The organism is Streptomyces sp. x-19 (assembly GCF_046549115.1).
GTDB classification, from domain to species: domain Bacteria; phylum Actinomycetota; class Actinomycetes; order Streptomycetales; family Streptomycetaceae; genus Streptomyces; species Streptomyces albulus_C.
Genome location: NZ_JAJPWK010000036.1, coordinates 26166 through 49642, shown reverse-complemented (window position 1 = coordinate 49642; position 23477 = coordinate 26166). Strand labels below are relative to the sequence as shown.

Genomic DNA, 23477 nt, shown 5'->3' with positions numbered 1-23477 from the left:
GCTGCACGGCTTCCGACGCCTGCGCATCCGGTGGGAGCGACGGGACGACATCCACGAAGCCTTCCTCGGGCTCGCTACATGTCTCATCACCTACAGACACGTCCAACGCCTTTGTTAGGACCTCTTAGACAGGTGATATCTCCCATGGGTTCTTGATTCCGGGCCTGCCAACGAACCGCTAGACTCGCAGCTCACACAGCGTCGCAACGGTTCCGAACGCCCGCAGGGCATGGAAGCTCGATCTCGTCGATCCAGGTGGAGCGGGCGATCGCAAGTCGCAACGGTTCCGAAGGCCCGCAGGGCATGGAAACCAGAGGGCTGTGGCCTCGTCTTCCGCCTCGACGCTGAAGGTCGCAACGACTCCGAAGCCCGCAGGGCATAGCAACTCTTTGACAGCGTTCCACCGCCGCCAGTCCTTGCTGGTCGGAACGGATCCGAACCCCGATAGTGCGGATCTGCCTGCCCTTGTCGATACAGCCGTCGGGGTAGAGGTGGCTGGCGTGGGTGAGCCAATGTCCGCAGGCTTCGCTTGGAGAGAAGGGGCGCGGTTCTATGGGACAGGTCAGCCGGTTACACGGGGCAGTGCACGGTCTGGATCAGGCGGTTGGAGTGGCCCCTGCGGACAAGGACACCGCGGCCTGCTGGCTGTGGGGAGGCGTACACGCCGGGGAACAGCTGGCCCTCGCCGCGGTCCCCCGCCATGACCAAAGCTGAGGAGCCGGACTCGCGCAGGCTCTGGACCAGGGGTTCGTACAGGCCACGGGAGGCGCCTGCGACGCGGCGGGTCAGGACGAAGTGGAGGCCGATGTCCACCGCGGAGGGGATGTACTGCAGGAACGGGGCGAGAGGTTCCTGGCCGGCGGTGGTGAGCACGTCGTAGTCGTCGACGAGGACCACGATCCGCGGACCGCCGCCCCAGCTACCGGGCTCCAGGTCCTCCAGGCGCGCGCTGTCATCGGGCAGCCGCTTGCCCAGGACGTCGGCGATACTGTGCGCGAGGCCCGCGCACAGCTTGGCGTTGTACGCGTAGCCGCCGTTGAACTCCTCGGGGACCGCGCCGCGCAGGGAGCGTCTGGGGTCCATGACGGCGAAGACCAGCTCGTCCTCGCTGTACCGCTCGATGAGCCCGCTGGCGATGGTCTTCAACAGGTTCGTCTTGCCGCACTCACTGTCGCCCATGATCAGCAGATGCTGGTCATGCTGGAACAGATCGAGCAGAACAGGCTGGAGCGCCGCCTGGTCGAGGCCGATGGGCACCCGCTGGGGTTCGGCGACCGGCCCTGGCAGGAGGTGGGGCTCCAGAATGTGCGGCAACACTCGCACCGGCTGGGCCACGTCACCGCTCCAGGTGGCGCGGATCGTCCGGGCCGATCGCTCCACAACGGTGCCCACGTTGGCGGCATCGGTGAGTCCGTCGGTACGGGGCAGGGCGACCTGTGCGAAGAGTTTGCGATCGGTGAGGACACGACCGGGCTCGTCGGGCGAAAGCGTCGCGGCGAGCTTGTGGTCGATGCACGATTCGCTGGGGTCGTTGAGCCGCAGCTCGATGCGGGTGCCGAAGTTGGACTGGACTGCGATGCGGGCGTCGTTCCAGCGGAGCATGCCCGCCACCACGTGGATGCCGTACCCGCCGCCGCGTTTGAGGATGTCGGCGACGTCATCGTCGAGCTGCTCGAAGTCGTCGCGCAGCGCGCCGAAGCCGTCGATGACGAGCACGATCTCGGCGGAGGCCAGCTGGGGTAGTCGGCCCGCGGTGTGCAGGTCGCGCAGCTGTGAGAGGGAGTCGATGCCATGCTCCCGGAAGAGGTCCTCCCTGGCTGCGAGCATGCTCCGTACTTCCTCGACCGTGCGTGCAGCGCGCTCGCGATCGGCACGGCTCGCGATGCCACCCACGTGTGGCAAGCCCGCCAGGGCGTGGAGTCCGCCACCGACCAGGTCAAGGCCGTAGATGCCGACCTCGCGTGGGGTGTGGGTCAGCGCGAGCGAGAGGACGAGGGTGCGCAGGAGCGTGGTCTTGCCGGACTGCGGCCCACCGATGACGGCGGCGTGGCCGCCTGCCACGGTGAGGTCCAGGTACCACTGGCCCTGCCACTGCTTGGCCGGGTCATCCAGTAGGCCGAGAGGGATCTCAAGGGGGCCGCGGCGCCCTGCGAGCTGCGTACCACGCGTGCTGACGTTCAGGGGGCCTGCGACGGTGTCCAGGGCGATCGCGTCAGGCAGCGGGGGCAGCCAGATGCGGCGCACCGCACCGGAGGCGTTGGTCAGCTGCTCGACCGCAACGCCCAGTTCGGTCGGCCCCATCTCCCGGCGCCGCAACACCTCCTCCTGATCACCCGAATCCTCGGCAGTGGTAAGGGTGTTGAAGGTGTCGTAGGGGAGGGCGAGGGGGCCCGTGTCCTCGTCCCCCTCGCGTTGCACCGAGCCACGGTAGGCGCCGGAGACGTAGCTTGCCTTGAATCGGTCGTAGTGGCTGGTGTCGACCTTGAGGTAGCCGAAGCCGGGGATCGGCGGCAGGTGGAAGGCGTCCGTGGTGTCCAGGACGGTGCGGGATTCGTCGGCGGAGAAGGTGCGCAGGCCGAGCCGGTAGGAGAGGTAGGTGTCCAGGCCCTTGAGCTGGCCGCCTTCGATGCGTTGGCTGGACAGCAGCAGGTGCACTCCGATGGAGCGGCCGATGCGGCCGATGGACAGGAACAGGTCGATGAAGTCCGGCTTGGCGGTGAGCAGTTCACCGAACTCGTCGATGACCACGAAGAGGTGTGGCAGGGCCTCCAGTTCGGGTCGCCCGTTGGCGCGCAGTGCGGTGTAGTGGCCGATGTCGGCGATGTTGCCCGCGTCCTTGAGGACCTGCTGGCGGCGCTTGACCTCACCGGCAAGCGAGGCATGGACCCGCTCGACCAAGCCGGCCTGGTTCTCCAGGTTGGTGATGACGCCGGCGACGTGCGGCAGGTCCGCGAACGGCGCGAAGGTCGCACCGCCCTTGTAGTCGACCAGGACCAGGGCGAGGACTTCCGGCGGGTGCGTGGCCACCAGAGCGAGGACGATGGTACGCAGGAGTTCGGACTTCCCCGAGCCAGTGGCGCCGACACACAGACCGTGCGGGCCCATGCCCAGCTCGGAGGACTCCTTCAGGTCCAGGAGCACGGGCTCGTGGGAGTCGTTGAGGCCGATGGGCACGCGGAGGAAGGCGCGTTCGCTCCGTGGTGCCCACAGGTGCGAGAGGTCAAGGTGCGCTACGTCGTCGATGCCGAGCAGGCCGGCGAAGTCCACTGGCCCGGTCAGGGGAGCATCGACCAGTGACTCGGCGGACAGGCGCAGCGGCGCCAGCATCCGAGCCAGCCCCTCTGCAAACGGAATGCTGACCTCGCCCACAGTGCCGTGGGCAGTGACCGGCTCTTGCCCGCGCAGGTCCTCGATGAATACCTGATCGCTGTCGACGGTGATCCGGACGCCGACATGTCCCGGCTCCTGGACCCGCTGTTCCAGCAGATGCAGGACGGTGACGCCCATCTCGCGCAGGCCGACCGCTTCGTCGGGGCGCGGCAGTTCGACGGCGTCCTCGCCGTGGCCGTCGGCGACGACGAGCAGCCGGGACGTCATCGACAGGGCGTCGTTACCGGACAGACCGCGGCGCACCTCGGCTGCATAGGAAGCGCGGCGTCGCAGTTCCGGGCCGAGCTGCCGCGCGAGCTGGAGAGTGGACGGGGCGATACGGCGGGCGGCGACGGGACCATCGAGCTGCTCGGTGTCGAGGAGATGCGGCAGCCACTTGGCCCACTCCCAGTCGGCGAGCTGACCCTCGGGCACGGTTAGGGCCATTGCGACGTCGTCGGGGGCGTGCATGGCAGCGGTCTGCACGAGCAGGGCCCGCGCCACGCGCAGGCAATCCTCGCGGGGGCCGATGACACTGATGTTGCCGACACGGTCCAGCGGGACGGTGAGCGGGAGCTCGGTACCGGTGCGGAAGCGGGCTATCAGCGCCGACGTCTCGTTGAGCATGAACCGGTCGGGCGGGGTAAGGACCGACGAACCCTGCTGAGCGATCTTCAAATCGCGCACCGGCATCTCGCCAGTGCCGACGCGCACGCGCAGGAAGTCGCCGTCGGTGCGGCGGCGCTCCCACAGGCGCGCCGGATCCCGCACCACGTCGTAGAGGGCGGGTGGCGGCGGGTTGAGGACATCGGCGTGTTCGCGCTGCTCACGTTCCTGGGCAGCAAGCTCCTCGCGCAGGTCCTCCAGGTAGGCGAGGTATGCCTCGCGCTGGGTGCGGCGGGTGCGCTGCGCCTTGCCACGCTGCGAGAAGACGAGCGCGACGGAGCCGATGATGGTGACGACGAGGATGATCGCGCCGAGCCCGGCGAACTGACTGTTGCGCACGACCGTCATCATCACCACGGACGACATGACGCCGGCGACGGGCAGCAGCGACATCGCGATGTTGCCCGCCTTCCCTTCGGGGAGGTTGGGTGGGGCTTCGATGATGCGCGCCTCGGAGGCGGCTGGAGGCCGGGTGGTCCTGGCCGGGCGGTGGATCAGTCGGGTACTCATCGTCGTCCGTCATTCACGATCGGGCACGGCATCGGGTCAGTAACGCTTCTGGGAGAGCTGGAAGACATCCGCGGCAATGCGCGCGGCGGCTTGCCTGGTCGGCGGAGCGAGGAATTCGGTGTGGACCGGGCCGCCGGCCGCCAAGTGCCGGTCATACGGCAGAACCTGGACACTTGCCCCAGTGGACCTGAGTTGCTGGGCGGCCTCGTCGAGGTCAACTCCTTGGTGAGGCACCAGTTCGGTGAGCACGACGACGGTGCCGGCGATCACGTGCCGGGGCAACTCCTGCATCCACTGCAGCACGGAGTACGTGCTGGTGATGCCTTCCGGCGTGGCCGGGGTGGTCAAAACGCGGCCATGGGCGGCAGCGAGCGCGACCCGGGCGACTTCGGCGGGCAGCGTCTCGCAGTCGATGACCATCACACCGAAGTAGCGCCGCAATGCCACCACAGCCCGCTCGTACGCTCCGCTGTCCAGCATCGCGCCGATCTGACCCAGGCTGGCGGGCAGCAGCCAGGCGTTGTTGGGAAGCTGGACGAGGTAGCCGGTGATGTCGAGCAGCGACATGTCCGGCTTGACGATGTCCGCGACATCGCTGGTGGTCCAGCGCAGTGTCTGGACACCCAGCCGCAACGGCAGCGAGCCCAGCGCCGGATCGGCCTCAAGAACCAGGACCGGATCCTGCCGATAGTGCGCGAACGTGGTGCCGAGCAGCGCGGCTACGGTGGACTTCCCGGCGCCGCCCCGGATAGAGGTGACGGCGATCTGCCGGCCGGTCGTCACGGGCCGCTGAAGCGCCTCCGCGGTGTGGGTGATCTGGGCGACCTCGTGCGCGGCCGATGAGGAGAGCGTGTGACGCAGCGCGCGTGCCGCACGCGCGGCGAACGACTCACCGCGCACCGGCTTGCGCCGTACCGCGCTGGCCAGGCTTTCGTCCACCACGGGCCGGGATCCGGGGACGTTGTGGGGCACGTGTTGCTGGGGGGATGCAGCCGGAGTCTGCTGCCCTTGGTGCCCAGCGTGCTGTGGCCAGCCGCCTTGGTGGCCTGCCTGCTGCTCCCGGTACTGGTGCCCCTGGTATGGGGAGCCGACCTGGGGCGTACCTCCCCCATGAGGACCGTCCGACACCTGGGAGCTCTGTGCCGGCAGGCCCGTACCCTGAGCGGACCTGCGGTACGCCTGCTCGCCGGACCACTGCGCTCCCTGCTGGGCGCCGGCTGTCACGTCGCGCAGCACATCGCCCTGCCAGCCGTTTCCGTTCGGCACGCCTGCCCTTCACCCCTACCCTGCTGCCCCGCCCGGGAGCGCCTGCACTTCAACTCAGAACTGATTGAGCAGCTGCCCGTACACACCGAACACACCGAAGGCGAGCGGGAAGAGACCCACCATGCCCACGGATTCGACCAGATCAGCCACGCGCCGTAGCCGCACCTGCAAATGCTCGGGAAGCTCCACCGCCAAGACCAGCAGCGGCAGCACCGCTGCCACGCACAGCACGACGAGCGGCCCAGCGCCCCCTGCGCGCTCCATCCACAACACCACCAGACGCACGATGAGGCACGACGCTGCGGCAAGGAGCGCCACGACCTCGGCGACCAGCGGGAAAGCCCGCGCCCTCGACACCAGCACGACAATCACGAGCGATCCCAAGGCCACGGTCCACACGGTCGGCTTCTCGGCCTGGGTGAGCAGCCAGCCGGCGAAGGTCGCCGAGATTGCGGTGACGATCGTCGATAGGGCAAGACCGCGGTGCGTCGCCGCCAGCGCGGTGCCCACCTGGTATCGGCTGACAGAGACGCCGCCCGCACGGCCATCGTCGAGCGCGGTGAGCCCCGATGCCATCAGAGCAAGCCGCGGCAGCACACCGAGCAGCACCAGCGAGACGACTGCCATCACCGCGCCGAGCCGGGACAGATCACTCTGAACAGCGGCAACGGCCTCCCATGCGATGGCGAGCACACCGGTCGTCGCAGCCCCGACGAGCCCACCCTTACCAAGCGGCGAAAAGTAGCCGAGGAAGGCAAGCGTCACAACCGTCGCGCCCGCAACCGCAGCGAGCCGCGCCGCTCCCGGCCAGCCGTACGCATCAGCGGCCGTCCACGCGGCGAGAACCCCAAGCCCACCGGAGGCAAGCAGGAGCGCCGTCGCCAGGCCCCGGTTACCGCCCCCGATCTTGGCGACGAGCGAACCAGCCATCAGAAGCACGACCGTGACGGCCGCCAGAACAGCGGCCAGGGCACCGAGTGCGAACTCACTGCGAGCTAGCAGCGCAGCGACCACCATGAAGGCGATGGCCGCCACGCCCGCGCTGGCCCGGCGCGCAGCAGGACGCCAGCGCCAAGCCCGCAGGTCAAGATCGTCAGCCACCTGGTCAGTGACGTCGTGCACTACCGGGGCGGGCGGCGCAGAGTGCATCCTGACGAGCCGGAGTACAGCGCCGTCGGTGATCCCGGCGGACGCCAGCGTGCTGTCGTGCGGCAGGACGGACCCGTCGGACGTCATCAACTGCCGGCTCATCGGCTGCGACGCAGGCCGGTCGTCCAGCAGTTGAAGGACGTCCGGGAGCAGCTGCCCGATCTGCGTGTCAGAGAGCAGAACGACGTCGGCTCGGCGCCGCTCGCCCACCAACGTCACTCGGCTTAGCTGCGCCTGGGAAGTCGTTGCTCTGCTCACCACTTACGGGAACCTATCATCGCGGTGTTGAGGACTCTTGGGTCAACTGGGCATGCCTATCCTGCCAGCCCCCGCCTGCCCTGCTTCAGGGAACTCTGCTTCCAGTACGAGAAGTCATCGCGCATTTCCCAGGAGATACGGCAAAACATTCCGGATCTGCGGAATTCTACGATTTCGCCGACTTTGTCGGCTGCTCGTACGGCTGCACCTGTCGCTGCTGCTTCTCCTGCTCAGCCTTCTGCTTCGCCAGCGTGTGCTGAAGGAACGACCATCCCACGCACCCCGCGCACAGGACAGCCGTGATCGCGATCCCGGCGAACATCTTCCCGAGTCGCTCGTCGGCCGTGCGCCGCCCCCGCTGTGCGCCGAACAACAGGGCGTCCCGCATCCTGCGTCGGCGTACCGCGACCGACTCCAGCAGCTGACTGTCGTAATCCCGCGCCATTACCCGTCCGTCGTCTCAGTCGTCCGCTACCTCAGTCTCGGTCGATGCTCTCTCGGCCACCGACGCCACACGCCAGCCACTCCCCCGAGGCCCTCCCTCATGATGGCGCACTTCCACCTCTGCCCGCCGCATAGTTGGCTCGTCGCGCACCGCTATATGCCGTGCGTACGCGTTTGGTTCCGCACCAGCACGCCTACCCAGCACCTAAATGCTCCTTATAACCGCTGTATGCACGCGCTTCGTCGGTCTCTTGCTCGCTAGGCATCCAGGACCGAGGAGAAGCCCTGAAGCCCACAGTATCCAGCCGCCTCAGGGCCGGGCGGAGGGCGGCCGAGTCCGGGGCCAAGGTGTTCAAGCTCGGCTACTTCGACTGCTCCGACGATCTGACACAGGCTCCGCAGTTCTTCAAGCAGACGGCGATTGCGCCGGCGTCGACAAGGTCTTCGAGAGCCCGCCTCATGGCGGACTCCGCATGGGCCTGGGGCCTCCCCCTCGCACGTCGGAAGAGGGGCTGCAAGTTTCGTCGCCTGCCGCGGTCGAATCCGGTAGATCCCTGGGATAGCCGTGCCGATGGGGGTGCGTAAGGTGGCGGCAAGCGGCTGTGTGGGTTGGGGGCATTGTGGTAGCTGAGCAGCAGCGGCGGGCTCGGATCGTGGGCTACTGGCGTGCGGTGGAGCTGTTCAGTCCGCAGCGGATTCCTGCCGTGTCGGCGCGCGAGCGGGTGTACGCCGTGGCAGAGGACAGGCCGCTGCCGTGGGAGGACGGCCATCCTCTGCGGTCGGTACCACTGGAGCCGGGATTTGTGTGGCAGCACGTGGTGTACGGCGGTGCGTACACGCTGCGGGCGGTGCGCGATGTGCTTCTGGAAGTCTTCGGGGAGAACGAAGAAGACCACGACGGTCGGATGGATGGCGAGAGCGCCCTGTTCGCTTTGACCGTCAACGACGAGGGTCGGCTGCTCCTCGACTCTCCGGTGCTGTCTACATGTGCTTGGGCCGCAGGCCGTGCCGTGTGGCCAGGGCCAGCCCGCACAGGATGGCTGGACGGGTTCGATGAGGAGGAAGCGGCGTGGCTCGCCCGCACAGCCGACCTGGGCGAGGAGCTGGTTGATGAGCTGCCCAGCTTCGAGGCGAGTGATCCCTCCGGCGCCGATGACGACGGTGAGGGGGACAAAGTCGGCCTGTGGCGCCTGTCCAGCAAGGACCTGCTGGGCTTCGTGCAGGACCTCAGCCAAGCCTGGGGCGTGACGGATGCTCTCCGGCCGGGTGAGGTCCGGGTGCGGAGCGTGGCGGTGCGGCAGAGGCAGGCCGATGACGCTGATCAGCAGGACTTCCTCAACAGCTTCTTCGCGGCTGACCTGGAGCTAGTCTGGCGCGCCTTGCAGTCACGGGAGCCCGGGGCGGGGCTGGCTGCCTATCTGACGCCGGGGGCACAGGTGAATTCCGCGTGGCGGGTCGACCTGCGGGAGCAGCCGCAGATCGCTCTGGACGCGGTGGCACCCGAGCGCACCCCGATGGGTCGTTGGCCGGCGAACCCAAAGCATCCGCTCGCTCTCAGTCAGCAGTTCGCGGTGAACACCATCTTTGCCGAACTGGCCGACTCCAGCGGGCTGTTCGCGGTAAACGGCCCGCCCGGCACTGGCAAGACGACGATGCTGCGCGACTGCTTCGCCGCTGTGATCGTCGAGCGCGCCCGTTGCCTGGCCAAGCTGCGGATGCCCTCCATGGCGTTCGCCGACGGGGAGCCGTACCGGTGGCAGAGCGGCGACTACACCCGCACGGTCACCGCGTTGAAGCCGGAGTTCACGGGTTTCGAGATGCTGGTCGCCTCGGCCAACAACGGGGCCGTGGAGAACATCTCCACCGAGATCCCAGCACGGGCGGCTCTCGACGATTTGTGGAGTGAGGATGCCGACTACTTCGCGGAGCAAGCGACCCGGCTTCTCAAGGGTGCGCCAGCTTGGGGTGCGGTCGCGGCCAGACTGGGCAATAAGAAGAACCGGATGGAGTTCATCAACCGGTTCTGGCACGGCAAATACAAGATCGATGATGAGCAGGCGCCGCCCCCGACGAAAGGTCGTCGGCCGCGCAATCGGGATGCCTGGATCGACAGCGAACAGGGCATCGCGCACCTTCTGCGTGAATGGAGTCGGCAGCCGCACAGCGGAGTGTGGCGGGAAGCCAAGGAACGATTCCGTCAGGCCCACGCCCGGGTGGAGCAGTTGCAGGCCGAGCGTGTGGCGGCCGCGGCAGCCCTTGGCCAGGTGTCCTCTGCCAACGCCGCCTTGCGGACTGCCGAGCAAGCTGCCGCGGACAGCGACACCCGTCTTCATCAAGCTCGAGCGCAGGTAGCCAGCGAGACAGCCGCACTGCAGCGCGCCGATGCGGCCCTCCATGAGGCACAACAGGTGCTCGATGCTCACGCTCGCCGACGTCCCGGGTTCGTCGTGAGCATCAGCACGCTGGGCCGTGCTGCACGGGAGTGGCATCAGCGCGACCAGGAACTGGCTGGCCATGTGGAGACGGCTCGCAGCGTTCGTAATGCCGCGGCAACGTCTCTGTTCGGTGCACAGCAGGCAGCGACTCAGGCAGAGCACACCCTGGACGTCTGCCGTCAGCAGCAAGCTAGGGCAGCAACCCACCTTCAGGCGCTGGAGGAGACCGTCGCCCAGGCCCACGCTGATTGGGGCGACCACGTCCCGCAGGAGGCATGGCTTCACGACGACACCACCCGCGAACTCGCCGCACCTTGGGGCGACGAAGTGATCGCCCAGGCCCGCGCAGAACTGTTCCTCGCAGCGATGGGCCTCCACGAAGCGTTCCTGCGGTGCACAGCCCGCACCATGTACGCCAACCTCATGGCGGCCATGGACGCCGTGGCTGGCGCGATCCCCAAGACCGTCTCCGCGGAGCATGTAAGGGCCGCCTGGCAGAGCCTCTTCCTCCTCGTTCCCGTCGTCTCGACCACGTTCGCTTCCCTGGACCGGGTCTTCGGCCGACTGGGTCCGGAGGCGCTGGGCTGGCTGTTCATCGACGAGGCCGGGCAGGCCACCGGGCAGATGGCCGTCGGCGGCATGTGGCGAGCCACCCGCACCGTAGTGGTGGGTGACCCGCTGCAGCTGGAACCAGTCGTGGTCTTGCCCTGGACCGCGCAGCGGGCTCTGGGCGACGAGATGGGCGTCGACGAGGAATGGGCCCCCAGTCGCATCTCGGTCCAGCAGCTTGCCGACCGCACCAACCGCTACGGCACTCTGCTGCCCGCTGAACTACCCGACGGGTCCCAGGAGGTCTGGGTGGGCAGCCCGCTGCGCGTCCACCGACGATGCGACAACCCCATGTTCGGCATCAGCAACGCCATCGCCTACGACAACCTCATGGTCTACGGGACCCCTGACCGCGGCGACTACCGCTACGGGCCCCGCAGCTGCTGGGTGAACGTGGAAGCCACCGAGGCAGACGGGCACTGGATTCCTGAAGAAGGCCGCGCACTACGCCGGGTCTTGGAGAAGCTGCGTGACGACGGCGCTGTCGACCTCGCCCAAGACGTCTACGTCATCAGCCCGTTCCGGGCTGTTGTGCGAGGCGCGCAGCGTGCCTGCCGTGGGCTGCTGCCAGATTCACGGGTCGGAACAATTCATACGACGCAGGGCAAAGAGGCCGACGTGGTGGTTCTGGTGCTCGGCAGCGATCCGCGGCGCCCCGGTGCTCGTTCTTGGGCTGCCTCACGGCCCAACCTCCTGAATGTCGCAGTCAGCAGGGCCAAACGCCGGCTGTTCGTCATCGGGAATCTGGTCTCGTGGCGTGACCAGCGGTTCTTCTCAACGCTCGCTGACGAGCTGCCCGCTCATACCTGGCAGCCGTAAAGCTCGCCCCCGTGGTGGAGGATCTAGGTGAGAGGCGTCCACTCGGGCCCGGCGTGCCCCCAGCCCGTTGGTCGTGTCGCAGAGCTACTCCAACTCGATGATGCGGACTCCGTTCGGGGCAGCAGCGGCGATGCGCTTGAGCTCATCCCGGCTGGTAACGAATAGCACCCAGTTCCTGCGGCCGGGCCATCGGTGCCAGTCGACTTGATCGGGGTCCGGCCGGATGACCCCGTATACGGCATTGTCAAGGTAGACAGGCGTGCCCCCGGCCAGATACTCGTCGGCCCGTACGGTCGCCTGACCGCCGGTCTCCTCTGTCACCCAGGTCTCTACCGCCGCGTGGACTCTCGCGAGGCCAGCAGCACCATGAGCCTCTGGGGACGATGGCGCAGCAACGTACCGCAGAGCTCTCGAGCGAACACGGCGGCTTCGCTGGGGAGGTAGGGCGCCGGCTATCCGCAGTGCGACCTCGCGGGCGATGGCCTCTGGGCCCATGCCATCCAGGCTCGTGACGTGAACCGTGCCGGATACTGCCCTCTTCCTTCGTGCCCGCCGCTTGGCCTTAGCGAAGTCTGCGGCAAGCGTCACATACTGTGGCGCCGTCCAGACCTGCTCCCACTGGTGCTCGGACAAGAGCTCCGGGGAGACGAAGTGATGGGGGACGACTTGGCGGTCCAGAACCCAGACCACGAAGTCCCGTAACGGTGTCTTCACGTTCTGCCATTGGCCGTGCCCTCCGAAGCACGGGACGTGATGGTGGCACGGCTCTGTAGCGAAGCGAACCAGGCCTTCGGCCACCTCCCAGACTGTGCGCTGCCCCTCGATCGGCGGCTTCACCAAGATCGACGGCACACGGCCACGCCAGCGCCGTGGTTGAGTCACCACCCAGCACACCCGAACGCCGTCCCGGGCATAGCGGTCGGTGCGCTGCCGTACCTCGTCTTCGGTGATCGAGGAGAGCTGTGCTTCCCAGGCCATGCGCAGCGTGCCATCAGGCGAGGTCGCCATGACGTCGGCCCGCCACCTGCCATCGGCGGCCGGCACTTCCAGGGCCGCGTGCCAGCCCGCGTTGCGTGCTGCGGTCACCAGTTCCAGTTTGAGCAGGCGATGCTCCATCGACTCACCGGCGAGGCCGCAGGTGGGTGCGCCGGGGTCGTGGGCGAAGAACCGAAGGCCTAGGTGAGACACCTTGGCGCGCACACCGTGGCGGCACTCGGGGCAGGCCAGCGGGACACGAGGACGGACGCGGTGGATTGCAGCCCATGCCCAATCGCAGCCCAAGTCCCCGGCCGTCGCGTCGATGCGGCCTCGTTCGGGATGGATCGCTATCATGGGCACTGAGCGATTCCCCCTTTCCCCTTTCCTCGCCCACTGTGGCAGCGGTCACTGACAACTTCGCTCGGCTACGTGGGACCGAGCCGGTCCCACGGGTTCTCCGGCGAGGGCGCCGGGGAAGGGATTGTTCCGTTGGGGCTTCCGTCGGGGTGCTCGTTGATCCACGACAGGCCGCCGAGATCCAACTGGTGGCGAGCGCGAGTGACCGCCACGTAGGCGAGACGGGCCTCACCATCATCGATGTCGCCGGGCAGCGGGTTGCCGTCCGCATCGGTCTCTTCCGGATCGACCGGCTCGCTGAAGTCGTCACCGATCCGCACAGAGGCCCATTCGCGGCCTTTGGCCTTGTGGGCGGTGGAGACGACGATGTCGGCGCCCTGCTCGAATGCGAGACGGTCAACCGCGGCGAGGATGATGTCAACGCCGTACTCATCGACAAGGTCGACCAGCGGGAGCAGGTCGCGACCCGATGGGTCGTATTCCGCGTACTCCTGGAGTTCACCCCAGCTGTCGAACAAGATCAGTTCGGGGTGGGAGCTTCGCTTGCCGGCTTTGAGGTCCCGTGCAGCCTTGGCCAGGGCGCGCAGGGATTCTCCTCCGCCGACAAGAGCAACGCGGCGTCCTAGGTCGAGCTGGTGCATGACCTCCAGCATCGCGCCGACATTGGAGCGGCACAGGATGGCGTTCGGATGCTCAACTCGCTCCGGTTTTGTGGAAATTGCATCGGTTCCGGCTAGGCGGATCGGGGAGTCGACGATGCTGAGCCACCGGTTAGCTTCATCTGCCAGGGCCGGGCCGAAGCGGAAGGACTGCGACAGTGCCAGTTGCGTCCCGTCGAAGTCACTCATGACATCGCGAGCACCGCGCCACCCGTAAATGGCCTGGGCGGAGTCTCCGACCATGACCAGCTGGCTGTGGCTGCGTTGAGCGTTGAAGACCTTCTCCACGACTGGATTGGTGTCCTGCGCCTCGTCCAGGAGCAGGAAGTCCGCTTCGATGCGAGGTTCGGTGAGGGCCCAGATCTTCAGGTAGTGATCGTGGTCGAAGCGAACAACGCCGTGATCAGGGTTCTGGAGGTCCTCCCACGCCTTGTGCGCGTAGGGCAGGACTACGTCGACGAGTTGGGCATGCAGGTCCTCGACCTCGATACCGCGGAGGCGGGGGACGTGGTATCGCTGGATCGTGGTGTCAGCGGACTGGCAGAAGCGTGTGACGGTACGCAGCACCGTGTAGGACAGGGCCTTGTTCGTGACGTTTCGCTCGCCGATCCGGATGCTCATGTTGAGCCCGATCCCCAGAGAGGCCACGGTCTTCCAACCCGGCACACGCGGGGCGTCCATGCGGCCGGTGAACCTGCGCCCCACTTCCGCGTAGGCCAGGGAATGGGCTGTCTTGCACTGCACATTGGCCGGGAACTTGGTGGAGGCTTCCACCGCGATGGACTTGTTGAAGGCGACGTACTTTCCGCGCTTCTTGGTGCTCGCCGCGAGCATGGCGAGTGTCGTTGTCTTTCCTGTCCCAGCGCCGGCTTGGAGGACCAGGTGGTCGCCGCTTTGGAAGGTGTCGACGGCAACGCTCTGCTCAGGGGTGGGGGCGGGCATCGTGCTCCTCAATCGTGTGGGGCCGTACGCATGCGCACGGTGACATGACTTACAGGGCGGTGTCGGGTGATCACCGGATTCGCTGTACGTGGTTCCGGAATTGGCGGAATCAAAGCGGCCCTGTGGCGCCTTAGCACTGCCGGATAGGACACGCCGGTTTACCTGCGGGCGGCTGCGAAGCTGGCAGGACCCGTTGCCGCGGAGTGAGAGGTTCTTCGGCGGCACCCAACTCCCCTTCCGTGTCGAGACCGCGCCATGTGGCCATGTCGGAGGTGTAGCAGCCGCCACTGACAAATGCCCTCTGAGGAATGAGCTACTTGTTCCCTGCACGAACGAATGAGTGCGCCGCCCCGGCTAGAGCTCCGCCTGCCAAGGTGGGCATGTCAAGGCTTCTGGCTGCCGGTGAAACTGTGGGCGGGGCCAAGGCCCGAGGCACTCGCTTCACTCACTTAGGCTCGACGTTGGGCGTGGGGCTGGAGCCTTATGTCCACCGCGTCTCGCATTCCGGCCTCGCTCGCGGACCTGGCCGTCCCGGTCAGTGAGCTGGCGCCGTACCATCGCAATCCGCGGACCGGCGATCTCGACTCGATCACAGAGTCGTTGTCCACGAATGGTCAGTACCGCCCGATCGTCGTCAACCGTGGCACCCACACCGAGCGTCCGAACGAGATCCTCGCCGGCAACCACACGTACAAGGCCGCCCAACGGCTCGGCTGGGCCGAGATCGCCGTGACGTGGCTGGACGTCAATGACGACACCGCAGCGAAGATCGTCATCGTCGACAACCGCACCAGCGATCTCGCCGGCTACGACACCATCCTGCTCGCGGACATCCTCCAGGACCTGCCAGATCTGCAGGGCACCGGCTACGACCAGCAGCAACTCGACCAGCTCCTGGAGGAGACCGAACTGCCCGCTCCGATCGAGCTGCCCAGCGACGGTGCCGGTACAGGTGCTGCTGCCACGGTGGACTATCTCCAGTGGGGCTACCTGCAGTGGTCGTCCACGCGGGTGCGGATCACTCAGGCCGAGGTCGAGCTGCTGGACGCCCTGTACAAGCGGTTCGTCGACAACAACGACTCCGACATGGGGTTCGGCTGGCACGTGCTCAACGACGAACACCGCGCCGAGGCCGGGGCGGGTGCTACGGCGTGAGGAGCCTCGATGTGCGCTTCGACCCGGCCTATCCGCTGGCGAAGTTGCGGCCCGCCGACTACAACCCGCGGCGTCTATCGGAGGACGCTTTCGTCCGCCTCCAGGGGTCGCTGCGTCGGCACGGGGTCGTTAAGCCCGTGATCCTCAACGCTGATGGGACGCTGGTCGCCGGTCACCAGAGGACCAAGGGGTTGAAGGCGATCGGGCAGGACACGACGCCGGCGATGATCCTGCCGCAGAAGGTGCGGCTGCAGGACGAGATCAAGTTCAACCTTCTCCACAACCGGGTGGAGACCGAGTCTTCCGTCGTGTACGCGGAGCCGGGCCCGATCGGGCAGTGGTGCTGGATTCCGTGGCAGACCATCGAGGTTGAGGAGTCGAAGAACCTCCCGTTCCAGCAGGCGATCGGCTTCATGACCGCCGCCCATGGCGCGTGGGGTTCCGTGGTCATCGACGATCAGGGCCGCGTCGTCCTCAACGCCGAGTACGCGGCTGTTGCCAAGTCCCAGCGGTTCGATGTCCTGGCCTGGACGGTGGCCTCCTTCGACGCCGGCCAGCTCGTCGAAGACCTCACCGGGGAGTACGGCGTGTACGACTGGTCCGGTCTGGAGGATCAGGCGCCGGTGTGGAACCAGCACATCGTGCAGCCGAACCGGCTGCGCGAGCACTCCTCGAAGGCGAAGGCGGACAAGGTCCGCTACAAGTCCGAGGTGTGGGAGCGCCTGGTGTTGCCGCGGCTGACGACGTCGCACCGGGTGGTGGACTTCGGTGCCGGTCACGGCGACTACGCCCGGCATCTGCGTGCGAAGGGCTACCGAGTCCAGGACTATGAGCCGTACCGGACTTTGAAGGGGAAGTACTCGATCGACATCCGCACGATCGTCGATCAACTCCGCGGCATCGAGCGCGAACTGCGCGAGAACGGGCTGTACGAGGTCGTGGTTCTCGACTCGGTCATCAACGCCACCACGAGCCTGGAGTACCAGCATTGGGTGCTCGTTACCGTGAACGCGCTCTGCGCCGCCGACGGGCAAGTGTGCATCGGCACCCGCAACTTGGAGCGCGAGGTGGTGTACGAGAACTCCGAGCACTCCATCAGCCGCGACTCGACCCGGCTGGCGTTCCTCGACGGGCACAACGTCGATATGCGGTTCGTGCGCGGCAAGTGGCAACGCATCCGCTACCACACCCCGGAGTCGCTGCGCGGGCTGCTGTCGCGCTACTTCGAGGAGGTGCAGCTCAGCGACACCACCAGGGCCACCGTGAAGGCGGTGTGTCGTAAGCCTCGGGCCCTCCCGATTGAGGAGTACGAGCGGGCTTTCTCCGAGGAATTCAACATGCCCTACCCTAACAATTTCCGACACAATAAGCATCAGGGGATATCGGCAATTCTGATAGAATTGACCAAGGAAAGGAATTCGACTCTGGAGGGGTAGGGAAATGAACTCAGGGGCGGACCTGGAACAGGTTCGCGTGGATATAGAGGGTCGCGACAGGTACCGCATCATGTGGCTGGCCGGCATACGTGAACTCGACCTAACACAGCACTGCCTGAAGACGTTCGGGGAATGCGACCGCTACAACGCCGACCACAAGCAGAGGCGTCAAACCCTGCATCTACCGGCAGCCACCCCGCCCGTGGCGTGGTACCTGTGCGCGCTGCCGATTCCTTGGGATTGGGCCCGCAACGCTCATCTCGCATTCGACTACGCACCCGGTGAGACCTGGGAGGGCGACGCTCTCGTGAACGGCCTCGGCATCCGGCTCACCAACGCTCGCCCCATCCTCGGCTGGGGCGAGCACTCCATTCCCACCGGTGCACCGAGGCGGAACTCAAGACTGTACCGGACTTGCCGAAACTGGCAGTTCGCCTGGTGGCTTCGTGCGAACCGCGAGGTCCCCGATGCACCGCCGCCGCCTATCGAAGAAACCTCTGGTGGAGTAGATCAGCTCACGCTGGGCTGAACCACTGCGGCTGCCCTCCAAAGCGGGAGGGCAGTCGCAGCGGTAGGCGGCGTGGCGCTGCGCTCGACTCAGGTGGCTTCTTGCGCGCCATCTGGCCTCACGGTCATGCCAGGTGTGTAGTCAGCGGGAAGAGCGATAGACAGTAGAAAGTTGTCACCAGCTTCAGGCAGTTGGACCGACAACTCTGTGAGCTCGAACAGTTTGAGTAGAAGTTGTTGCGGAGCGGAGGCGAGATTCAGGGCCAAGTGCGGCAAAGACTCCAGGAGGTCGGTGATGTCGGCCCCCGCAGCCGTCGTTCGGTTTGCAGTTTCCGCGTTCAAGTCGTTGAGGATTCTGACGGTGCTCTGCCGTTGCTCCTCAAGGTCGTTGTACGCCTTGCGCAGGCATTGACCGAATGGATCGTCTAGCGCACACTCTTGAGCTCGCCGAAGAGTGATCTCTTGCCTGCGGCTAATGTCGGCGAGGATGCGTTCGTGTCCCGCTCGCTCCTCCTCATATTGCCGCAGCCCAACGCTAACGATGGCGGCTAGGTCGGCAGCGAGGAGGTATCTCATGTGCGAAGCGAGGACGCGGTCGACGTAGAGGGCAACCACAGCTCTCAGGAGGGTAGCTTCGTTTACATAGCGTGCCTTGGGGTGTTGGGCATAGGTGTCAGGACGTCCACGGTTGTTGGCCCTGGGCCAGCATGTGTAATAGGTGATGCCCTTGCGGTGATTGCCGTGTAGTCGCCGTCCGCAAGCACACAGAACCCGTCCACGGAATGTGTAAGTGTGATGGCTTGATGGAGGTTCCTCTTGGCCGCTGATTCCTTTGCGTCCCAGTCGGGTTCGCCGACGAGCGTCAAGTTCGTCAAACATCCACTTCGGAATCAGTGGCTCGTGAACGGGATATGGAGACCAGACCCACAGTTCCGGGTTATTCACCTTACCGCTTCTTGAGCGTGAAGCCCGACGATTAAATACCTGATACCCAGTGTACTTTGGGTTGCGAAGGATTTCCCCGACGGTGGATTTCCCCCAAGCGCCCCGAGCTCGTACGCCGCCAGGTGGGCAGGGAGGTGGATATCGATCTCTATCCGAGTTCAGGCACTCTGCAATGACGCCGTATCCGAGCCGCTCGTAGTAGCTCCAAATGGCGATCTGGGTAACGGTCTCTGCCCTCACTCCATCTGGTTCAAGGCGGCTCTTCATGAACCCTTTGTCAGCCTTTATTGGATTGGGGTTTCTGTAGCGTTTTGCGCGGTAGCCGTAAGGAGGTTTGCCAATATTCCACCCTTCCCGGACATGCGTGCACAATCCTCCCCAGGAAGTTTCGAGAGCGTTGTATACCTCATATTCGGCAACTGATTGATTGATCCGTCGCTGCAAGATCTGCTGCGAGCGCCCTCCGTCGAGATTGATCGGCTCATTCCATGCGAACAGTGGGACCCCAGCCTTTTCGAGCGTTCGCTCAATGGAAAGATTCTCGAACATTCCTCGGGCAACCCTGGATGTGCTTTCGCAGATCACTACATCGAAGCGGCGGCCAGGTTGGCCTGCTTCGGTCAGGAGATCAGCGATGCCACCATCTCGAGCGATGGGGATATCGAACCGCTCGTAGTCGACTTTTCGGCCGCGCGCCTCCAATCCTAGGCGCCCTGACTCGACGTCGTAGAAGTGACATGTAACTACCCATGCCTCTGGAAGCGCAGACTTGCAACGCTCTAGTTGCCGCATCATCGACAGTCGAGGGTCCTGCTTCTCTTCGGTCGAGGTTCGGCCAACCCAAGCCACGCGTACCGCCCCGCGTAGCGACAGAGTAGGTGCCGCGAAGGGAGAGACAGCCAGGTCTGATCGCCCGGAGAATTCAAGAGTCACCGTCACCCCAATTCCTGACGCCCGCCTGGGCGAGTTGCTGGACCTGACGCGCGATTCACGTCCGCAGAGGGAGAATTGACATTCAGGTCACTCTCGTTCTCTTGCCAAGTTCTGCATGGAATGGACGCAGGCCCCGAAATTTGCTGATGAGATTGAGCCCACAGAAGTAATTCATGAATCGTGGTGGCCAACTCATGACGCAACTGTGCGCCTTTGATTCCCTCAATGCGTTTAACGCAATGCGGCCATTTTCGATCTGACGGTCCCGCATCAGGTGCTTTTGAGTCTGCGGACATTCAATCACGCTTCCCCTATGTCCGTAACCTCGATGTCGAATGGCGATCTCATGGTGCAGCTTTCCCTGCCACGTGGAAAGCGAAGCAGATCAACCCGTGACTCTTTAGGGTGAGGAATAGCAAAGGGGGTACTCGTGAGGCGAATCTACGGAAAGTCGTACCACCTGATAGATGTCTTAGAAAGGGGTGACCATCGTCATCGTTGGTAGAGGACTATTAACAGGAGCCTCTGACATTCGGCTTCGCCTGCGCACATGTTGCCGAAGCAGGAGACCCGGCCAACGCTCCGATCAGGGATCATGGATGAGGGCGCGGGGTCCGGGAGTTGTGTTCATGGGCCGCCCCAACCGCGCTACTCGGGCAGCCATCACCCAGCGCCGCGCCGACGCCATCGACCTGAAGCTCGCCGGCGTGGACTGGCTGACGATCGGCCGGAAGCTCGCCGCGGATCCTGCGATCAACTCCGATGGCATCGCCTACCCGCAGGGGTACGGCATCGACAAGTACAAGCGCGGCCAGGAGCCCCCCACCGACAAACGGCTCATCGAGCTGGCTTGCAAGGACGTCTCCAAGGCTCTCGCTGAGCGCACCACCGCTCTCGACGAGAGTGCGGATGAGCTGCGGCAGCTCATGGTGGAGCGACTGGAGCGACTGTTCTTCGGTGTCTACCGAGCCGCGATCCGCAACGGCGACTATCAGGCCGTCGACCGCGCTGTTCGGATCATTGAGCGCAGCAGCCGTCTCCTCGGTCTGGACCGGCCTGCTCGCACTGAGCTGTCCGGCCCGGACGGCGGTGCTGTCCAGGTGGAGACCGCGGGCCTGGAGGAGTTGGAGCGTTTGATCACCCTCGCCGGTGGCGAGGGTGGGCAGGGCTGACGAGGCGGCTGTCCTCGCGCTCTACCGGACGCTTCCCGCCCAGCGTCGTCGTGAGATAGCAGCCGCCTCCAGCCCTGAACTGCGCGCCCGCCTCGTGCGCATCGAGCGCGAGCTGGCCATGGACCGCTCCCCCGGCGCGATGGCTGCCGTACTCACCGGCGGCCGAGAGATGCAGGCTCCACACCTGGGCCTGATCGACGCTGCCTTCGAGCAAGTCGCTGCTGGGAAGCCGACCAGGCTGCTGTTGACGATGCCGCCGCGGCACGGCAAGAGCCGCAGGGCCGCCAGGTGGGCGCCCCTTTGGTACCTCCGCCGCCGCCCGGAGCACCGGGTGATGATCGCCTCCTACTCCTCCGATCTTGCCGATGATCACGGCCGGTGGATCCGGGACGCGATCCTCACCTACGGGCCGCAGCTCGGCATCGGCCTCCGGCCCGGCTCCAGCGCCGCGAACCGCTTCGACCTCGTCGGCACGGAAGGCGGCGCGGTCATGGCGGGTGTCGGTGGCGGCCTCACCGGCAAGGGCGCACACCTGGCGGTCGTCGACGACCCGATCAAGGACGCGGCCGAAGCCTCCTCGCCCACCATGCGGAAGCGTCTGTGGGAGTGGTGGCAGGCCGTCCTCCTGACCCGTATCGAGCCCGGCGGCTCGGTGATCTTGATCCAGACCCGCTGGGACGAGGACGACCTTGCCGGACGCGTCCTCGCCGACGAAGGCGACCGCTGGACCGTCATCGACCTGCCCGCCCTTGCGCTGTCCGAGGACGATGCTCTGGGCCGGCAGTTGGGCGCGGCCCTGTGGCCGGAGCGGTACGACGCCGATGCGCTCGCCGAGATTCGCCGCTCCGTCGGTGAACGCGTGTGGTGGAGCCTGTACATGCAGCAGCCGCGCCCGCAGGATGGCGGCGTGTGGCAGTGGCCGTGGATCACCGACAACCGCATCAACGCGGCCCAGCTCCGCGGCATCGACCTTGCGCGGATCGTCGTGGCCGTCGACCCGGCTGGCGGAGAATCCGCGGTCGGCGACGAGACCGGCATCGTGGCGGCCGCCAGTGACCGTGAGGGGCACCTGTACGTTCTCGACGACCGTTCCGGCAATCGCGGCGCCGACGCGTGGGGCCGCGAGGCTTGCCTTCTCGCGATTGAGCTGCGCGCGGACGCGATCGTGGTGGAGAGCAACTACGGCGGAGACATGAGTCGCCAGATCCTCCAGCAGGCATGGCAGGAGCTACAGCGTGAGCAGCGCACCGAGAACATGCTCATGCCCGCCGTGCTGCCGGTGACAGCCAAGCACGGCAAGCGGCTGCGGGCGGAGCCGATCGCGCAGCTCTACGAACAGGGCCGCGTCCACCACGTCGGAGAATGGCCCACGTTGGAGCAACAGATGGTGACCTGGGTCGCCGGCATGGACAGCCCGGACCGGATGGACGCGGCCGTGCACGCGCTGACACAGCTGGCCGACCCGCAGAAGTCTGGTACCGCGTCATCCACGTATCGAGATGATCGGCTGGCGCGGCGCCGCTGATCCAGCACATCAGGACGAGTTCATTGAATTCAGAACGGGACCTCGGGACCGTAGAGGGAATTCCAGGTCTTGCGGCGCACCCAGACGTACCGACGGGCAATTGATGTATCGTCAGTCAGAAATATCTTTTCCCAAAGGGCAGGAAAGTCGCTTTCACGGTAAAGGCCACCGGCGAGCATTGCAGTCACAGGTTCCCTGCACTCGTATGGACCTTGCAGCTTCGGATGCTCCCAGAGCCAGTCGACGTCGGCCACCGTCACGGCGCATTCATGCTCGCGGTCGCGGTACTTCTGCCGCCCGAGCCTGGTGGAGCTCTGGCGGGCAAAGAACCGGATACTTGAGGGCCGAAGGTTACACCCGGGTCCAGAAGTTATGCACTCGTCAATGCTTGACAGTAGGGTCGAGACCGTCAGGCCAGGGCTGTCTCGTAAAGAGGTCAGCGTGATCAGAGACCCCGCACTTCCATCTCTTCGATGAGGCCCATTTTCGGGATGACCGATGTCCTCAAGGGCCCGATCGACGGCTTCCCGCAGCGAACGACGTGTACGCATTTTCAGCCGACTGGGATCTACCCACTCGACACGGATAACAGTAACCGGCTTCGCGCCGCTTTCGCTGGCCGTTATGCCGGATTCCGTCCGGGCGTGATCACTCACGGTTTGCAGCGTAGTCGCTGATCCGGAGGCCGCCATCCAGAGCTGGTGAAAACGCCGTTCCTCGATCGCAGGGTCGGCGCCTGGAACTGCCTGCGCCATAACCTCAACAAGCAGTTGAACGAGCCCCCATGCAGGCAATCGGCAGCTGGAGAATGCGTCGTGAATTCGACTCTTGCTAGCGGTCCCTGTGCCGACGGCGTGCTGTAAGTCCCGCGTCGACGGCAGCCCTGCTCGGACGTGTAGTTCATGCAGCGCGTCGTTCAGCTTCTTCTGCGGTCCACTGAGTAACTCCGCCCTCTTCAGCCGCGCCACGTACGTCCTCCTGCCGTCCGACTCTGTCCAATGTTGTCCGACACAGGTTGCTCTCGTCCAACAACGTCTCGGGGTGATCCAGCCGCAGCAGGCTGGACTCGTTGTCAATCTCACCTGAAGGGCGTTCCATGGAAGGCTTCACCTGGCTTTGGCAGTCAGTCGGCGAGAACGTACTGGCCGACGTGCTGGGCTCGTTCATCGTCATGGGGATGGCAGCCGGCTTCAGCAGGCTCGTGCGGCGCATCCGCCGAGAGCGGTCTGAACAACAGACGACCGAGGACCACGCTGTCGCCAACTCCACGCCGTCGGACCCTTCGTAGCTCATCAGTCCGTGCCGAGGTGCGGTTGTGCCCCGGCACGGTGTGGCATGTCCGG

General features: G+C 65.7%; 15 protein-coding genes and 1 pseudogene. 8 read left to right on the top strand and 8 right to left on the bottom strand.

Translation table 11 applies throughout. The features are described 5' to 3' along the window. A pseudogene (locus ACLJT4_RS39095) lies at positions 1-118 on the top strand (IS5/IS1182 family transposase); the annotation flags it as partial. A gap of 452 nt (positions 119-570) precedes the next feature. Here the strand turns inward: ACLJT4_RS39095 and eccCa are convergent. The 4 genes from eccCa to ACLJT4_RS39075 all read right to left on the bottom strand — a co-directional run bounded on the left by eccCa (position 571) and on the right by ACLJT4_RS39075 (position 7663). Beyond that, a complete protein-coding gene (gene eccCa / locus ACLJT4_RS39090; protein WP_411129814.1) occupies positions 571-4545 on the bottom strand; it encodes a type VII secretion protein EccCa in 3975 nt (1324 codons plus the stop codon). 36 nt (positions 4546-4581) lie between these two features. Beyond that, complete coding sequence (locus ACLJT4_RS39085) at positions 4582-5487, bottom strand: MinD/ParA family protein (RefSeq protein ID WP_411129813.1); 906 nt, start codon at positions 5485-5487, stop codon at positions 4582-4584. Positions 5488-5865: 378 nt separating this feature from the next. Beyond that, complete coding sequence (eccD, locus tag ACLJT4_RS39080) at positions 5866-7221, bottom strand: type VII secretion integral membrane protein EccD (RefSeq protein WP_411129812.1); 1356 nt, start codon at positions 7219-7221, stop codon at positions 5866-5868. A 163-nt stretch (positions 7222-7384) separates the two neighbouring features. Next, positions 7385-7663: a hypothetical protein gene (locus ACLJT4_RS39075; protein ID WP_411129811.1), complete on the bottom strand. Its 279-nt coding sequence runs from the start codon at positions 7661-7663 to the stop codon at positions 7385-7387. A 670-nt stretch (positions 7664-8333) separates the two neighbouring features. On the opposite strand from ACLJT4_RS39075, the gene ACLJT4_RS39070 reads away from it, so the two are divergent. Beyond that, positions 8334-11525, top strand: a complete 3192-nt coding sequence (locus ACLJT4_RS39070; RefSeq protein ID WP_411129810.1) for a DEAD/DEAH box helicase — start codon at positions 8334-8336, stop codon at positions 11523-11525. 84 nt (positions 11526-11609) lie between these two features. On the opposite strand, the gene ACLJT4_RS39065 is transcribed toward ACLJT4_RS39070, so the two are convergent. Together ACLJT4_RS39065 and ACLJT4_RS39060 are read right to left on the bottom strand one after the other, a co-directional pair. Further along, positions 11610-12857, bottom strand: coding sequence for a competence protein CoiA (locus ACLJT4_RS39065; RefSeq protein ID WP_411129809.1), 1248 nt, complete (start codon positions 12855-12857; stop codon positions 11610-11612). Positions 12858-12928: 71 nt separating this feature from the next. Then, entirely contained in the window at positions 12929-14461 is a 1533-nt protein-coding gene (locus tag ACLJT4_RS39060; RefSeq protein ID WP_411129808.1) for a UvrD-helicase domain-containing protein, read from the bottom strand. A 483-nt stretch (positions 14462-14944) separates the two neighbouring features. Between ACLJT4_RS39060 and ACLJT4_RS39055 the strand changes: the two genes are divergently transcribed. Genes ACLJT4_RS39055 through ACLJT4_RS39045 form a run of 3 tightly spaced genes read left to right on the top strand, consistent with a single transcriptional unit; the run spans position 14945 to position 17581 of the window. Continuing rightward, a complete protein-coding gene (locus tag ACLJT4_RS39055; RefSeq protein WP_411129807.1) occupies positions 14945-15616 on the top strand; it encodes a ParB/RepB/Spo0J family partition protein in 672 nt (223 codons plus the stop codon). A gap of 11 nt (positions 15617-15627) precedes the next feature. Further along, positions 15628-17052: a ParB N-terminal domain-containing protein gene (locus ACLJT4_RS39050; protein ID WP_411129806.1), complete on the top strand. Its 1425-nt coding sequence runs from the start codon at positions 15628-15630 to the stop codon at positions 17050-17052. 4 nt (positions 17053-17056) lie between these two features. Next, positions 17057-17581 (top strand): hypothetical protein, encoded by a 525-nt coding sequence (locus ACLJT4_RS39045; RefSeq protein WP_411129805.1) that lies wholly within the window; start codon positions 17057-17059, stop codon positions 17579-17581. A gap of 68 nt (positions 17582-17649) precedes the next feature. Here the strand turns inward: ACLJT4_RS39045 and ACLJT4_RS39040 are convergent, their stop codons facing one another. Continuing rightward, positions 17650-19206 (bottom strand): recombinase family protein, encoded by a 1557-nt coding sequence (locus tag ACLJT4_RS39040; RefSeq protein WP_411129804.1) that lies wholly within the window; start codon positions 19204-19206, stop codon positions 17650-17652. Between the two features lie 860 nt (positions 19207-20066). Between ACLJT4_RS39040 and ACLJT4_RS39035 the strand changes: the two genes are divergently transcribed. Then, positions 20067-20609 (top strand): hypothetical protein, encoded by a 543-nt coding sequence (locus ACLJT4_RS39035; RefSeq protein WP_411129803.1) that lies wholly within the window; start codon positions 20067-20069, stop codon positions 20607-20609. A 118-nt stretch (positions 20610-20727) separates the two neighbouring features. After that, positions 20728-22134 (top strand): terminase large subunit domain-containing protein, encoded by a 1407-nt coding sequence (locus tag ACLJT4_RS39030; protein ID WP_411129815.1) that lies wholly within the window; start codon positions 20728-20730, stop codon positions 22132-22134. Between the two features lie 29 nt (positions 22135-22163). On the opposite strand, the gene ACLJT4_RS39025 is transcribed toward ACLJT4_RS39030, so the two are convergent. Continuing rightward, positions 22164-23102 (bottom strand): hypothetical protein, encoded by a 939-nt coding sequence (locus tag ACLJT4_RS39025; protein WP_411129802.1) that lies wholly within the window; start codon positions 23100-23102, stop codon positions 22164-22166. 128 nt (positions 23103-23230) lie between these two features. Here ACLJT4_RS39025 and ACLJT4_RS39020 point away from each other — a divergent pair, with 128 nt between their 5' ends. Next, a complete protein-coding gene (locus tag ACLJT4_RS39020) occupies positions 23231-23422 on the top strand; it encodes a hypothetical protein (protein WP_411129801.1) in 192 nt (63 codons plus the stop codon). The last annotated feature ends 55 nt before the right edge of the window (positions 23423-23477 follow it).